Raw genomic sequence first — 17,624 nt, 5'->3', positions numbered from 1 at the left:
GTATTAGGCACGCCGCCAGCGTTCGTCCTGAGCCAGGATCAAACTCTCCAAATGGAAGTTTTCGCTTCGACGCGATGTCGAAGAGAAAAGCTTCGTGTGTTTGAAATGCTCATTACTTTTTTATCGCTTTTCTCACGATTCGTTAGAATCGTAAGGGCAGTTATTACTCGTTGTTCAGTTTTCAAAGAGCAATCTATTCTTTCGTTTGTCATGCTTGTTTTGCTTGCTGTCCGCGTGTGTCTCTCGGCCAGAAATAGAATATACCATGTACTCATCTAGTAATGCAAGTGTTTTTTTGAAAATAGTTTATAAACTTTAAATATTGCGAGATTTATGTTCTATAGTCTTGCTCTTCTTCTATTAGAATGTGCCTTTATTCATACCATACAAGCACATCCCTTCATTAGACGAATGTGCTTGCGTACAGCTGTTGCAGCCTAGCACTTAATAGATAAGAACAAATTGGTCGTCTGCTTATAACTATTCAAACTTAAATATCAAACAACCTGCCTCCAGCAGCTTCATATAAACGAGAATACATTTTTAATGCATAGGTATCTGTCATTCCAGCAATGTAATCGCAAACCAATCTTGCATTCATCCGATCATCAGCTGCATGCCAGCTTAGCTTTTTATCTTCTGGAAGCAGGTTTGGATCATTGAACATCGCATCGAAGAGCTTTTCAATTATTTTGCCGCCGCGCCATTCAAAGGTTTGAACCTTCTGTGAGAAGATCACATGCGTTTCGACCAGCTTCTTCAAATCCTCCAGCAGCTCCATAGCATCCTCAGTAATTACTGCCTTATAGCGCAACCGGCTGGAGGAGAATGCAGGCTGGGTCTCAACAACCGTAATCTCATGTATGAATCCAGAAACCAAATCAGCGAAAAAACGCTTCGTCTGTTTATGCCGCTCCCCGCTGTTCTCCATAAAAACCCGTAAAGACTCCGCAATTCTAGCGGATGAAATATGCTTATGCTTATTTGCTACCTCATATAGATCATCTATTTTGATCATATTAAGCTTAAAGGCATCCTCTAAATCATAGGTTGCGTAAGCAATATCGTCTGCAAGCTCAATAATGGAGCATTCAAACGTTTTATTTAAAGTCTTCTTATGCTTACCAGCCTGCAAGTCGGAAACTTGCATGAAGTAGGCCTTCTCTTCAGGCGAAAAGCTCTCAATCACCCACTGAAATATATGCTCGTCCTCTTCAAAAACACTGCATTTAGGCGGTTTTCCCGTAATCTCAGGATTATTAACTTGCTTCATGCTGGCTGGATATTTCAAAATGGACAATAAAACAGCTCTTGTTAAATCAAGCCCCGCTTCCACGTCCCCATCGCTATTCGTATTCGTCAAAAGCCTGAACGTATGCGCATTCCCCTCAAAGTTAAGCTCGAATGCACTCATGCATTTATTCAATGCACGTTCGCCTTGGTGCCCGAATGGCGGGTGTCCCAAATCATGAGCTAAAGCAGCTGCCTCAATAAGAGAAATATCTATTTTACTTTCCGTCTCTTTAAAAATATTGTTTTTTTCATTTAAGGTTGTGGCAATTCCTCTTGCAATTTGAGATACTTCAAGGGAATGTGTAAGCCTTGTTCGGTGAAAATCTCCTTCGCTGATTCCAATGACTTGCGTCTTGGACTGTAAGCGACGGAACGCTGCTGAATGAATGATTCTGCCAAAATCACGTTCAAAGTCATCCCGAACTGAGACTCTTTGCTTCGCATTTTCTATATTAATATGCCTCTGAATATCCGTATCATTATAAAATGAATTTGAAGAATGTTTATAGAGAATCATAGGCTCGCTCCCAGCTCCTTGTCATTTAGAAACATTTTAACAATATATGGTCTTTAATAGAAGAGATCGATGAACAATTCATAAAGGAGAGCTTTCGTTTGGGGAAAATATTCGCATTTTATGGCCCTTCCGCTTCAGGTAAATCCGAAATACAGAAAGAGCTGACCCTTAGCGGCTTTCAAAAGATTATTACTTCAACCACCAGACTCCCGAGGCCGAATGAGTCAGACGGGATTCATTACATTTTTATGGAAACGAGCCAGTTTGAAAATCACATTCGTACAGATGCCTTTATTGAATGGACACGATACAACGAGCATTATTACGGCACACTAAAATCCAGCATTGAAGAAGTATTCGATCAAAATAGGAATGCCCATATTGTAATGGACCTTGCTGGCGTACTCGCTTTAAAGAAGCGGTATGATCATGTGATTGCGATCTATGTAGGTGCGGATGTTGAATCCATCAAAAGAAGATTGGCAATAAGAGGCGGAATGCCTGAGGAAATCGCCAAAAGGGTGCAACGCGCGGAGGAAATTGAACTAAAGAGCGAGTATATGCAGCATGCTGATGTGATCATATGGAACCATGATGACACCCGCTTTAATGATACAATGACGCAGGTCAGAGAGATCATAACCGCTCATGGTTCATTTTGAGAACATCCCAAAAAAACAATCAAAAGCTCAACTACGCTTATTATGCGTGGATGAGCTTTTTTGATAACTTTATTTAAGTAAGTGCAAAAGCAAAGCTTTTTGAACATGCATCCTGTTCTCAGCCTGCTGATAAATGATCGAACGCTCCGATCCCACTAAATCTTCCTCTATCTCGAAGCCCGGATGGATAGGCATATCATGCATTAAGTAGGGGGAGTGACCAGCAAGATTGCTTCTATTCAATTGAAAAGGAAGCATCATTTCCATTCTTCGATTTTTCTCATCCTGGTAATGGCTCTCTGCATAAAACTCCATATCGATCCAAGTGTCCGTATATACAAAATCAGATCTGTAAGCTGCTTCAGTTAAATGATCAACCTTTTCCACCCATCCGCTTTGATAGGCCGTTTGCATCAGCTCCTCATCCCAAGACGGCTCGTTAATGATCGGAGTAACTAATAAAAGCTTGATGCCAACCGCCATACAGCCTGCGACCAACGAATTGGCTACATTGTTATGAATTCCGACATACGTAAGCGTTATTCCCTCAAAATGACCAGCGACTTCATAGATTGTCATCAAGTCCGCTAGCGCTTGGCAAGGATGGTATTTGTCGCAGCAGCCATTAATGACAGGTACCTTGGAGTACTTGGCTAATTCGAGCAAATCGCCATGTTTCTTCAGTCTCGCCATAATCACATCACAATTTCTTGATGCATACTGCGCTTCATACTGGATAGGGGAAATGCTGAAGTTGCTGGAATCCCAATCCATAACGACTGAGTATCCGCCCATTTGGCTAATCCCGGATTGAAACGATAGATTCGTACGAGTAGAAGTTTTCTGAAAAAGCATAAGAAGACCTTTACGCTCTGCAGCATGGTAATAGCGTTCTGGACTGTTCTTTATCTCGATTCCTTGCCTGATGATGGAGTGAATGGTGTCAGTGTCGAACTCTCTTAGTGATAATAAATGAGTCATGATTTCACCTCTCGTGAATATTTATACACCATAATGTATTTATATTCAATTTAAAGTGAAGGATACATTATGTCAACTACAGGAAAACAAACAATCCCGGAGTAGAATAAATTAAGTTAGCTGCGAAACTAAATCATAATAAAAAAACACCCTATCAAGCCATCATGAGTAATGGCTTTGACAGGGTGCTTCTAGCAATAGCGAAATTCTGCTTCAGTGGTTGAATAAATTATTTCATCACTCTTGATACGATCTTGTAAACCAGATTTCCCAGCCTGTAGTAATCCTTGAATTCCGTAAGTACCTTCGTACAAGTCTGACCGATCATCGTCTTAAGAATAGCGACGCCAATTTCAAAGCGATAAACATCCCATACCGCATCAAGAGCATCGAGGACGTTATATCCAGAAAGAGCTGTCATAATGACGGAGTCCTTATAGTCCACTCTCTCTGTATTTCGCATTAGCTTAGTCGCCTCACCTATCCTTACTCTGTCGCCCCGAAGAGTCGTCAATGTAACGATAATGGCAATTTCATTATTGCTGAGCAGCATGCGTTCCGCACTGGACAGATCATCATAAAAAGCTTGCTGCTCACGTGTCGATATTTCCTTAATAATCAGATATGTCTCGTCCAAGTTGTTGTTGTTAGCCATCCGTATGGCATCGCTAAGCTCTACGAGAGTGATCAGCCCAGAATCAAGCATACCCTTGGCTATCTCCTTAAGCGACCAGTGACCCAGCTCAAGCAAATTGTAAGGAACCCATTGTACGTGGGCATTTACCGCCAGCAGCGCTCTAGTAAGCTCAGCAATTTCCTTGAATCCTCCGTCGTACAAGAACTTGGAAATAGAATAAAGACTGTAGCCACTGCTGTGCAAAGCCTTCGAGAGGTCAGTGGAAGATATGCCCAATTGCCTCAAAATAGAAATTGTGTCGTTATCCCAATTGAAGGTGTATCTTAAGTATTCACCGACAGCGTATCCGTTTTTATGCAGCCAATATAGTTTATTTTCGAGCGTCCGTTCTTTCATGTACCGCAGCGCCTCTTCTGCGTTATAACCATACTCCTTTAGAAGCGTAAAGATCGAATCTTCTCGCGCATCATACCGATTCAGCGTGTTCAAAATCTCTCTACCGTCATAACCGCGATTTTTCATTTCCTTCGCAATATCGACCATAGAAACGTTCGGTAATGTCATTTTAACGGTTGTGAATACACGATAAGCATAGCTGGTACTGTTCACGTACCCATTCTGCCTCAACACGTCAATGATGTCTCCCGCTTTCGAATACCCCAGCTTGACGAACAGCGCCGATTGCTCCTCGATTGTTGTTGCCGTCCCTCTGCCAGCCGTGAAGAACATATAGAAAGCACGGATAATGCTGGCTCGATCAAAACCAAGCGTCAATAACGTGTCGATCAAATATCCGGAACGATCAGGACCAAGCAGATTTTGCCGTTCAAGCTCGGTAGCAATCCCGGCGGCGTCCGTCCCTTTCGACTTCATACGGGCAAGGTAAGCAATTAGCGGGTTGCCGCCGAATACTTCACCTACAGCCATCCGAACCTGATCCTGCGGAATCAAAGTTTCCGGAATAGTTTCCATTATCGTGGCTGCATCCATTTGAAATAACAGCTTCATAGCGAGTACGATATCGGCGACAGTGAATTTGGCTTTCATAAACCGCACAACATTGAGTGGTACAAATGCGGTCGTTGCCGGGAAAATATCTTCCAATACCCTTAGGTTTGTGTTGGTGTAATAGACACCCACTATAGCAAGTCCAATTACCTCCCCCGGATAATAGGGAGAGAGCAACTCTGTAACTGCACCTGAGTCGAGTTTATAGTCAAACCTAAGATACTGAACAATTTCCTTAATCTCATAGCCGGCATCCCGCAAGAACACAATCGCTCCTTGTGGCGTCGCAACACCTTTCAGCTTAAGTACATCCTTGATAATGCTCACCGGAGCAAAAGCCTCTCCGTACACTTTATTAAGCGTTGATTGGATGGCTGCTTCTTGATAAACGGCAAGTCCCTGAAGAATCGCAAGCGCCTCTTCTCTCGTCTTGCCATATTGCTCCTTGCTCGCCTTAACGATGTCCTCCATGCGGTAGCCTGCATGCAAGAGCTGATCCGCCATAGCTTCAGCTGATGTTGCTCCACCTGCTTTGATCACTTCGATTAAAGCGCCGTTCACCGCTTGTCCGTACACTGCATTTACGCTGCTCAGAATGACGTTCTGCTCGAACAGCTCACTGCCAATTAGCAATGCTGCGGTTTCGCCGGCTGTCTTGCCGTAAAAGCCTTTAACCACGCGTACGATATCTATCATCGGAACGCCTGAATTCCACAAGTAAGGAATGGCCGCTGCTGCGTCCGTGATTCCCCCTTCTTCTAGATACTGCAGCGCCGTAGACTCTGATGACTGCCCATAAACGGCAGCTACCGTTACTTCAATAACCTTTTCGTTGTCCACTTGGAGAGCGGTTAGAACCGTTAACGTTTTGTCTTCTGCAAATCCAAAATAATCCTTAGCTGCGCCCACAATATCATGGAGCGTATAGCCCATGCCTCTCAGGAGCGGAACAGCCTCTTCCAGCGTATTGATTCTGCTCTTTTTAAGCAGACTGGATAAGCTTTCCTCGATCGGTTTTCCGTAAACTTCAAATACAGTTGCTACTAGCTCATTAAATGAATATCCATTTGTTTCGGAGAGAATGGCTAGTGTCTCACCTGCTGTCATATGGTAATAATCCTTGGCAATTCGGATAATATCCCGCAAGCTGTAGCTGAGCTTAAGCTGTGGAATCGCATCCGCCAACTTTCCGATGCCCAGATCGATCATGGCTTGAATCGTAACCTGCTCTAACGCTAAACCGTAAACAGCGGAAACATCCGCCAAAATCCGACTCTCCTCATCGACTGCACCATCCATTAAGGCTTGTACCACTTTAGAGGAATCGAGCTTGTAATAATCTTTCCCTACCTGAATCATATCCCGGAGGCTGAATCTCATCTTTGTCAGATAAGGTATTGCATCCTTTAATGTCACCAGGTGCTGAGCCTCTAAAGAATCAACAATGCTTTCGTTTTGTGAGCTGCCGTAAACATTCGATATAGCAGAAAGCACGTCGCTCTGGCGATACCGACCAGTATCCAGCAGTGCTTGAAGAGCTGCACCTGATGAAATAGCATAACCATCCTTTGCCATCTTCACGATCGAAACTAAGCTGAATTGCGCCTTATAAGCAAGTTCAATTCCACTGGCAAAGGATACTGATCCTTCTGCTGCCTGCCGCTGATACATCGTTAACTCAACGGATTGATTAAAAGCTGAAGCTACTGCCTGGATTAGCACATTGCTTGACGACAAGTATACCGCTGACAAGCGGAGCGCGATTACCCCAGGCGATTGGCCAAAATGGTTTTTGCCAACGCTCACGATATCTTTCATCGGGAAACCTGTGACGTATAGATAATTAACCGCATCATCAAAGGTCGTGATGCCTTGCTGCTCCAACGCACCTGCAACTGTTTCATCAAGTCCTTGACCATATAAGGATGCAAGGCCAAGCAGAATATCGTCGATGTCGTTAGGATATTCTTTTGCCAGCAAATATGAAGCTTCGCTGGAGGTAAGCTGATAATAATCTTTCAGGCTGCGAGCAACAACGGATAAGGAATAACCGCTCATTCTAAGAAATGCAATACCATCCTTAGGCTCTTTGCTGGACGAAGCGTCAAGCAGACCAGCAATCGTCACTTGCTCTTGTCCGTACAAAGACTGCAGAATCGCTATGGTCGATTTCATATTACCCATTCTTCGGGTGTGGATGAGAAGTCCTTCCATTACTTCTTCTTTCGAATATCCACCCTTAATCAGTGCCGGCCCAACCTTGCCTGAGTCAAAATAAGACGGATACAGCGCACCCAGCGTATTAATGACAGAAATGGCCGTTGCGCCTTGCTCCTTCAGCACTTTGATCCAAATCGTCATAGGGTCTCCGCCATAAGCAGAAGCGATGGCAGTACCTACTTCCTCTGACGAATAGCTGGCAAGTAGAAGCGCAGACGCCTCTGACGATGGCAAGCCGTATTCCGTTCTAAGCACTAATGCAATATCCCTTACCGAGTATGGAGCAAGGCGTGTGATGACTTGCCCTATCGTCAGCGGTTCGGTCCGTTGGTTCAGATAGGCAGCAACCTCACTAGCGGCTATGCCTTGTTTGCTGAAAGCACCAATCCATTCCGTCCAGCCCCGCGCTTCAAATGCCTGTGCAATTTCCGCAAATTTATACCCCGAGTCTTTTAGCGCTGCGGTCAAATACGGCAATCCTTTCGCACGAACTCCGCCAGTAGGGTAAAGATTAATTGTTCCTTCAATAATGTCATCCAGCGTATAGAAGCTAGAGAGGCTCATCGCCACTGTCGCTTCCTGTATTGACGTACCAGGGAACAGATACTGCGAGTCCTTTACAACCGTTGATACACTGCAAGGACATTTAAAATAATCGAATGCATTAGTCCTTTCAAGCTCTACCCACTGCTGCAGCGTCAAGCCTAACTGAGCCTTTAGAGCTTGGCCGATGGCTAACTTCTCCCAGCTTTTAATGCTTGTGAGCGAACGGGCCAGAGTAGTGGCATCCATACTTACCGTTTCATCACTTGCAAAAGTTGTTCGAAGCGCATGTAATACATCTCCAGCTTCGAAGCGGTCATAGCTGCGGAAGATAACTTCCACCGCATCCTCCATCGTGAAGGACGCGCCTCCGAGAATGACGGCATTTCGAATTGTGCTTAATCCCTGCGCGGTAGACATACCCGACTGCCTCAGCAGCGTCAGAGCTTCCGAACGGCTGCTGGCCACTCGATTATTTAGAATATAAGCCGTAAGTTCCGCAGGCTCATAACCAGCGCGGATTAATGACAACAGCATCGTCTTTCTTTGGTCGCCCTTCACCCCCGGATACAGCACGCTGATGGTCGTTGCGATATCAGCCCCGAAGCTTTCTCGAAGCAATTGCGCCTTGCTTTCCATGTCATAACCATGATCCGTAAACCCTCTCATAGCCTCACTTAGGCCAGCCGCTTCGGAACCCCATGCGCCGAGTACGGCGCTGGCGATATCACCGATCTCATACGATCCGCTCTTCATTGCGCCAACGATGACGGTTGCACCATCCCCGGAGGCTTGAATACCCTTGGCGACCTGGGCAGCAGCAACACCTGCCGTTAGCATAGCTGAAGCTGTTTGTTGCTTATCGAAGGTGCTTTTTAAGATAACGTAAGCTTGTCCAGTCTCAGTGCCTGCTCCCAAGTAAGTCAGAACAGCCTCGTTGACGTCGCTGAACGAATACAGATCTCGCAGCGCAATTCCTATATTGTTATCAGGATAACCAGCACTGCCAAGCAGTTTCGCATTATCTACGCTAGATGCGGCATAAGCCTCTTTAATGACAACTGCCGTTTCTGCTGCCGTGAATTTCGCAGCAGCCAAAGCTTCGATGGTGCTCTCGTTCGTTAAGCCGTAAACGGATTGAACAGCATCTCTAATCTCGCTAATACTGTACTTGCCTAGCTTCAATGCCGCGGCTGCGTTGCCGCCAATCTCTGCATACGTATAACGCAGAACATAGGCTGCTGCAGCGGCTGTTACCCCCGTTAGCTTAAACGGCGACATTATATCTCGAGGTTGATAGCCTAAATTACGAAGCGGCAGCGCAATATCTTCAGCTTCATAACCTGCAGTGACCATATCCGGTATCAGATTGACATAGTTGGAAATATAGCCAGACGCACTTAAAGCCTGGAACAAGGTAGGCGCATCTGTATCTATTTCGTATAATAGGCGGATGAATGCACTCCAATCCAAACCATATTCTTTCTTGACCGCTTTTGCGTAGTTCGCTGGGGTAAATCCAGCTTGCCGTAGTAGTCTTAATGACTCTAACGCAGTCTTGCCATAATCAACCCGCAGTACATGCACAGGGTAAACGGCATCGTACTGGGTGGAATGGCTTTGCAGGAAACCTTCCAGCGTAGCGACATTAGCTACCTGGAATTCTCCAAAAGTGGCCAAATACGTCTGATTAACTGCCTTGACCCGGTTGATGCCGCTGTAAGCGACGGCTATCGTCGATGTCGAACTGATAACCGCCCCGCTGCTGCTCCAAGTCAACTCGATTTTCGTAGCATCGGAGGTCAGTCTAGTCATAACCCCGCTTTGCCATTGATTGTTGATTTTCACAGAAAACGTTGACCCCGAATTAACAGCAGCCAGCGGCTTATCAAAGGTCAGAGTAATGGCTTTTCCGTTTTCACTCGACACTGCATCGATCAGCTCGGGAGGTGTGCTCACGTTGCTGATGATCGTATCCCCTCCAAAGTCATGCCCATCCTTGCTCAGACGAAGCTTAAACTCCTTGTTATATCCGATATATTCATTAATAAAGTAGGTTTGCCCAAAGTCCGGCGTTGAAACAGAGGTTGGGCGATACCAGACTGCGCTGCCATTATGCATTTCGATATTCAAATTTTCTATCGGAGCACTAAGAAGCAGATTAAACCCATTTTCATTCACTCGAACAAGCGATACAGAGATAACAATCGGCACATAAGCGGCATTTAATTTTTCCTGCCCAGCAAAGATATAGCCTTGCTTGCTAAAAGCTGCGGTGTACGTTTGCCCTTCAACCACATTCGCTTTAATTAAAAACGACCCTGTCTCTGCACCCGCTGTCACTCCAGTGACTGTGACCTCTGTCCCGTCTTTTGACAAGAGCTTCACATCTTCCGGCTGCAGATCTTTTGGACCCGCTCCAACGAAAGTGATCGTCAAGCCGTTTCTAGTCGCAGCTAAACTTTTCGGATATTCCGTCATCGGAACATAAACATCCAACGGTCCTTCCACCACACGATCCGGTATTTGAGCAATCAGCTTGTAATTCACACCTGCTGACAACGGAGTAATGATGTTGTAGATTCTTCCTGCATCTGGCGCATCTGGACTGTTCCCGTTCGGGTTTACAAGCTGGAATCCAATTCCTCGTCCCTGGTCATCAAACAGTGTAAGCCATGTGCGATCCATATTACGGACTGCTTTGCTTACTTCCAATGTGAAACCGTTAGTTGTAATATGGCTTGCTGTCATACGGATCGGCACCTGCGCCTCCGGTATAGGTGCAGCTGGAACAAGAACCGGAAGTCCGCTGCTGAATGCGTAGCCGCTCTTCGTTAATGTCAGACTGTAAGCCGCTCCCTCTTCAAGTGTGGCATGCACCGCATATTCAATACCAGCGTTCTCGGCTGTAATAGAGGTTATGTCAATCGCAGCGCCTTGGCCATTACGCAAGCCAAAGTCACTTGCACGCAAGCCTGGAACAGCAGAATCAAGCAACACGTTAAACCCATCCTTACTGACACTTGATAGAGTTGGATTTACTGGTACCGGGACAAAAGTGTTCAATGCCGCTCCAAAATCATATCCTGCTGCTGTTATGATCAGTTTGTACGTTTTCCCGCCTTCAAGCGCTGCGGATAATGTGTACGTTCTTCCACCGTTATTTGTTGTTGCTGCTTTTATAATTACCGACTTGCCTTCGGCATCCTTTAGCGTGAAGCTGCTCGCAGACAGTCCGCTTAGTCCCGGTGCAACAGAGACGACAAGTCCCGACTCGGCAGCGCCTTCCAACGTCACCGAAATCGCGCTTGGCAGCAAAGACGACAACGCTTGTCCAAAATCATACCCGCTCTTGCTTAGCGCAAAAGAGTAAGCTTTGCCTCCTTTATAAGAGGCTTTAATCCGATAAGTTAGTCCGCCATCCTCCGTAATGACCGAAGCTGCAGCAAGCCGGATGCCCTCCTCGTCCGTGATAGCCACATGACTTATATCCAAACCCGGTACAGCAGGGCTAAGGCCAATGACAATTTCCGAAGCGCCTGAACTTAGCACTGCGGCATTTGCTATGATTGGAACGTCAACCACAATCGGGCTTCCAAAATCATACCCAGCTTTGGCAGCGGTAATTGTATACTGCTCCGCTCCCCAAAACTCAGCTTCAATTAGGTAGCTATTACCCCCATCACTCGTGGTTGCGGAGGTAATTGCCTTTGTACCGCCCTCCACACGTTTAAGCTGGAAGTCACTTATTCGCAAATGAGGAACTGGCTGATCTAAATGCAATATAAAAGCTTGATTGTTCCCGCTAATCATCCCGCCAAAACGAACGCCTACAGAGCGAATGGAGAAAGCTAGCGGATCACCATAGTCGTAGCCCATTTTTGAGATGAACACCGAATAGACCTTATCAGGAACGATTGCGACGTCTAGCTCATACGAATAACCTCCGTCGTTTGACACGTTCGTGCGAATCGCAACGTTTACCCCGTTCTCATCCACTATATGAATATCCGAAGTATTTAACATCGTTTGTTCCTTAAAATGCAACGTGACTCTCGAAGCCGTTGCTTGTACGGCCGAAATGGACCTCGAGTTCAGTGTAATCTTGTCGAGCGTAGAGAACATGTAGCCCTCTTTCTCTACACTAGCGGTATAGGTAATTCCTCCTTTTAAAGGAACCGCAATAGTATAGCTTGCTCCGTCATCACTCGTCTGGATGGATTCAATAGCGACTGTATTTCCGTTATTGTCTTTAACCTTCACGTCTGCGGCTTGAAGATTCGGAATCGACGGGAAGAAATAGATGGTGAATCCCTGCTGCGACTGGCGTAACAGTATCGCATCGGCACGAACCTTCAGCCCAACGATCAGCGGGTTTCCAAAGTCATATCCCGGATAATTGATGACCAGGCTATATGTCTCGGATACATTAAAATTGCCAATGAGAGAATAGGATGCGCCTCCTTCGTAATGAAGCGTAAATCCGATCGGCCGACCTTTGCTATCTGTCAGCTTAAAGTTGTCCCCAGTCAAATCTGAAATAAGCGGGTAGACATCGACATAAATCTTCGTTGCTGTCGTACCTCTCAATTGAAGTGAGCCTGTTACCGGAATGTCCACCGAAATCGGCGACGCCAGCGTAAATTCACTTCGGTTCAGCTCAAGCGAATATTTTGCACCAGTCACGGCCTTAATCGCCACCATATAAGTTAAACCCTGATCTTTTGTTGATAAAGAGTATTCCGTGTACGGCATTTGCTGACCGTCTGGTTTTCGCAAAATAATGTCGGCTGGCTTCAAATCAGCAACTTTTTCGCTAAAGCTTAGTTTGAAGCTATCCTTCTTCATCTCGGATACAGAAGCGGTAATGAGCTTGGTAAACACAAAGGATACTGGCTCGTAACGTTGATAAGTCAAATCCGGCTTTACCAGAACGATATACGATTTACTAGCAATCAGCGCTGCTTCCAATACATAGCTGCTTCCGAAATCCGTTGTGTTCGCCGAAGCTACGTTTATCGTTTCCCCTTGAGTTCCCCGAATGACGAAATTTTTCTTCCCAAGTCCGATAACTGGAATGTCAAAATGCACGGTAACACCCGAAGCAGAAAATCCGGCAACGGTTGCTTCGGAAGGCACGGTAAAGGTCAGGTGGCTGAACGAATAACCATCCACCTCAATATCAAAGGCGTATGTTTGTCCGCGTGTCAAAGCAAACGTACCGCCAAAAGACATCTCGAAGCTCATTCCATCGGCAGACATGACGAGCGTACTTGGGTGATAACGTTTGCCTTGTTCATCTTTCACCGCAAGACCCTGCCCGTACTCTATTTGCCTTAGAGGAGTAGAGAAAGTAACCGCTACTACCCCGTCTTTGGAGACGTCAGTAATAACCCCGGTGACCAATTGATTGACGTAAAACGTCGCTGGCCCGTCAAACTTCACGTAATCCTTGCGGAAGGAAACCGTATAGTCGCGACCACTGATCAGGTTTGCACTGACACGGTAGGATAATCCTCCATTGGCGGTTGTCAGCACCAGTCCGCTAACCCCATTGCCCTGATTATCTGTCAGTTGAATATGAGTAGGCAGTAATCCAGGAACCGCTTGTTCAAATGTCAGATCAAAGCCATTCATGGCTACTTTGCTAATGGTCGCTTTCCCCGCGTTGATTGTTTCTCCGGCTTCAAAGTCGATCCCCTGCGATGGAAGATGACCAGGAAGACTCAGGTTATAGCTGCCGCCAAGCAAGTCAGCCTTCAGCCTGTAGGTAAGACCGCCATCCATTGTCACAGCGTCTTGTACCGTTACCCGCTCTCCTGTACTCTTGCGAGTCAGAAGAAACTGACCTGGTATTAATCCCGCGATAGCGTAGCTAAGCTTAACCCGAAGTCCCGAATCGACAATCTGATCCGCCGAAATGGTAGTAACGACCGGAACATGAACGTTATAAATCGTCTGATCCATTGTCGCACTGACCTTCAGTACGTAATCACCAGGAGTCAGATCAGCAGCAATCCGGTAACTCCAACCGCCGTCGCTTGTCACTGCAGAGCGGAGTTTTATGCTGCTTCCGTCGGCCCGCTTGAGAACAAAGCCGTTGACCGTATCAATAGAAGCAGGAGGATTAAGAACGAAGGTGAATCCTGTATAGGAAATATCAGTTATTGTATTCTTCTCCGCGAGCGTAACCGATTTCGGTAAACCAAAGTCGAAGCCCTCACGTACAACGCTAATAAAATATGGTTTTCCTCTCAAACCGTTATAAGAGACAACATAAAATCTTTGCTGAGGATCCCACATGACATTCGTTATGGCTGCCGCATTCCCGAGCGCATCCATGACCTTGAAATCATTTGCGGTCAAACCTGCTATATTCGGGTTAAGCCCGACCATGACATTATTCGGACCAACACCTATATACCATGGGTTAATCGTTGTCCGAACAACGTTTACACTGTTTCCGAAGTCGTAACCCTCACTGCTTATTTTTAGTGTTATGGGTTGATACTGCATGGCCGCCGATTTAACGAAATAACTGCTGCCATTATCCAGAGTCGATACACTGTCTATTGCAATTTGATCACCGTTTGTATTCGCTAGAGAAAACGCTGCTGCGGTTAATCCTGGAACAGGTACACTGAAGTGCACGATAATCCCTGCATTGGACGGATCAAACGTCGTTTGTTTTGACACGGCTATCTTCTCTGGAACGATAAGCGTACCGACCGTATAGCGGTCATCGTCCACATCAATTCTATACCGATAGGTCCCAGCAGCCATTAAATCGGTCGAAAGGATAGCCGAATGCCCATCCGCGTTCGTTTGGACAGAAGAGACAGCAAGCGATTTCCCATTTCCATCCTCTATTGTGATCAAGGCCTTAGCCAAATCGACCGTGTCGTTTGGGAAATTCAGCTGAAAGCCTTGACGATTGACCCAGCCTATACTTGATATAATTGGGGAAGGTTCTACCTTTAAGACAATTTCGCTGCCAAAAGCATAACCTTCTTTATTTAGCAATAAGGTATACGTCTCGCCTTTCGTTAGGGAGGAATACACTTCATACTCTTTGCCGATAGATACCGCGCTTAGCATATTAATGCCTATGTCCGCTCCAGCAGCATTCTTTAAGATAAAGCTTAGAGCATCGATAGCTGGGACGGTACGATCGAGCTCCAGCATAAAGCCGGATGTCGAGATGCGGCTAACCGCCGCATGGACAGGGATGGTGCTGGGAGGGGCAACCGCAACGATAAGCGCCGCGCCAAAGCTGTATCCAGCTTTCCTAATTATTAGTGAGTATGTCTCGCCTTCGGCCATTTCCGCTTTGACAGCATAAGTTCTACCGTCATCATCAGTAGTAATCTCCGACACTCCAATCTCAGTGCCCAGATCATTTAAGGCTAATGACAAATGATCCTCTGTCAGCCCCGCGACAGGAGTATCCAGCTTCATTGTAAAGCCAGCTGTACTTACGTCGGATATTGAAGCGACCACTGATACAACCTCTGGATCAGTAATCGGCACGAAAATCGATACCGCGTTGCCAAAATGATACCCTTCCTTGGCAACCGTAAGCGAATACGTTTCACCCTCGGCAAGTGACGCTGATAAATCATAAGCGCTGCCGCCCATACCCTCCGTTACGGAACCTACTGCGATGCTTTCGCTGCCGTGTTTGAGCGTAAACTCAGCTTGCGTCAATCCAACAACCGACGGACTCAGCAGCAATGAGAATCCCGCTTTGCTGATTCCATATACTGACGCTGCAACCGAAATGGCAGGCTGCTCAGTCTTCGGAACTTGAAATAAAATCTCAGATCCAAACTGAAACCCAGCCTTAGCTATCGTCAGCTTATAAGACTCGCCCTCCGTGAGAGCGGCTGTAATAAAGTAAGAGCTGCCTCCGTTAAGCGTAGCCACTGATGCAATGGTAATGTTTCCGTTCGCAGCGTTTTTCAGTGTCAGATGTGTTGCGGCGAGCCCCGGTACTGGCGAGCTGAACGCGAGTCTGAATCCCGTCACTCCTGCTTGACCCGCAGTCGCGGTTACTGTTACATCAACCGGATCCGTTGGTCTTGGCGTTTCTGTTGGTTTGGGTGTATCGGTTGGTTTAGGTGTATTAGTTGGGCTCGTTGGCCCGCCCGGCGAACCAGTTCCTCCAGATGCTCCACCTCCAATTAGGCCACCTTTCTCGGTTACTTCTTTTTGAGCAGGCTCCTTCTCAAAAACAACGCCCAGAGAATCGACAATTGCTTTCTCAATCGTTCCTTTGCCTTTCACATTCGCTGGTCCATGCAGTTCCATGCTGCTAACGCTGACGCCTTCCGAAAGTGAAATGGTTGATGTCTTAACCTGCTCACTAACGATTAATTTCTCTACCGATCCAGAAGTAATGGTCAACTGCACATCGCTCTTAACCTCGACTTGCTTAAACTTGCCGGACAAAATAACTTCGCCGGAAGAAGAGATCGTAATTCCCTCTATCCCGCTGCCTTCCGATACCGGAGATTCAATATTTGCCTCCGATTGTACATCCAACTGTCTTATAATCGTTGTTCCACCGACAACAACCCTAACTCGTCCATCTGCTTTGTCGACGATGACAGTTGCTAGCTGCGAATCATCAATATGTATGCTGTGCTGCCCGCCGCCGTTTATAAACGTGCTGCCAAGCACTTTCACACCTTTGAGAAACACATCTCCTTCGCCAACTTCTTTCCCAATAATGAGATTTCCCTTAATCGTCACATTGCGAAGAGTTGTGCCTGGAGCCTGAATGGTCAAGTCGCCAGCAACTTCAAAGTTCCCTTGCGTCTTGCCCCATGTGCCGCCTGTTTCAAGAATCTTTGGGCTAACGGTTATTCCATTTTCTGACCTAGTTGATTGCTTCAGCACTCTATCGAGCATCATGACGGCTTCCGCCCTTGTCATCGGCTGAACCGGCCGAAGCGTGCCGTCCGCAAGCCCGCTAATGTAGCCCGCTTCAACAATGGCTTCCAATGCATCGCGTCCGTAACCCGGAATGCTCGCCTGATCCTTAAACTCGCTGAGCAGGCTCTCCCCGTCTTTGCCAATTACCGGCACAAGGCGCGAAAGCACAACAGCTGCTTCTACTCGGCTTAGCTTCTGCTCTGGCCGAAATGTTCCATTGCCATAGCCTTCGATGTACCCTGCTTCCGCGGCTGCTTGCACTTGCACTGCATACCAAGCGGTCGGAGCGACGTCCGTGAACTGCTTAGTCCCCGCCCCTTTGAAAGCGAATAGCCGGTTGACCAGCGTTACGTATTCAATCCGGCTTAAGGCTTGATTCGGCCTGAAGGTTCCGTCCTGGAATCCCTCGATTAAACCTTGACCTGCCCACTCCTTGACGGTCTTCTCCGCCCAGTGGCCCGCTAGATCTGTGAATGCGGCGGGCACTTTAGCCGGAATTGCAGATGCCGCAAAGGCTTGTCCGCTCGCATTGCCTATGCCGGGAGCCACAAGACCGACAACTAAGCTAGTGATCATCATCCACTTGAGCAGCAGGCTCCTTAACATTCTAACTTTTCGTTTCCTCACAATGATTTCCCCTTCCATCTCTGCCAATTGGCTTGAGAGCTTACTCTGTATTTGATAGAGCCCAAGTTCGGCAACGTTAACAGCACTTAAGCTCAAGTCTAATAGGCTGCGATGAAAGAATAATAAAAGATTTTCGCGTAAAACGACAAAAACCGCGCAGCATCAAGGCTTCGCGGTTTTTGCAACCTTTTTAAAATAT

4 protein-coding genes and 1 rRNA gene (1 of these 5 running past the window's edge) are annotated in these 17,624 nt (G+C 46.6%); 1 reads left to right on the top strand and 4 read right to left on the bottom strand.

Annotated features, from left to right (window positions below):
• Positions 1–54 (bottom strand): 16S ribosomal RNA (locus tag AC0VYE_RS05235) (it extends 1,502 nt beyond the left edge of the window).
• Between the two features lie 436 nt (positions 55–490).
• Positions 491–1,810 carry an anti-phage deoxyguanosine triphosphatase gene (locus AC0VYE_RS05230; protein WP_083682674.1) on the bottom strand — a complete coding sequence of 440 codons (1,320 nt, stop codon included), beginning with the start codon at positions 1,808–1,810 and terminating at the stop codon, positions 491–493.
• 98 nt (positions 1,811–1,908) lie between these two features.
• On the opposite strand from AC0VYE_RS05230, the gene AC0VYE_RS05225 reads away from it, so the two are divergent.
• Positions 1,909–2,472 carry a guanylate kinase gene (locus AC0VYE_RS05225; protein ID WP_475446504.1) on the top strand — a complete coding sequence of 188 codons (564 nt, stop codon included), beginning with the start codon at positions 1,909–1,911 and terminating at the stop codon, positions 2,470–2,472.
• A gap of 69 nt (positions 2,473–2,541) precedes the next feature.
• On the opposite strand, the gene AC0VYE_RS05220 is transcribed toward AC0VYE_RS05225, so the two are convergent.
• Together AC0VYE_RS05220 and AC0VYE_RS05215 are read right to left on the bottom strand one after the other, a co-directional pair.
• Positions 2,542–3,453 (bottom strand): Rossmann-fold NAD(P)-binding domain-containing protein, encoded by a 912-nt coding sequence (locus tag AC0VYE_RS05220; RefSeq protein ID WP_475446502.1) that lies wholly within the window; start codon positions 3,451–3,453, stop codon positions 2,542–2,544.
• 229 nt (positions 3,454–3,682) lie between these two features.
• Positions 3,683–17,425 carry an S-layer homology domain-containing protein gene (locus tag AC0VYE_RS05215; RefSeq protein WP_475446500.1) on the bottom strand — a complete coding sequence of 4,581 codons (13,743 nt, stop codon included), beginning with the start codon at positions 17,423–17,425 and terminating at the stop codon, positions 3,683–3,685.
• Positions 17,426–17,624: the final 199 nt, after the last annotated feature.

This window comes from Pristimantibacillus sp. Z349TD_6 (assembly GCF_056173205.1).
This window is presented reverse-complemented; position numbering and strand designations above follow the sequence as displayed.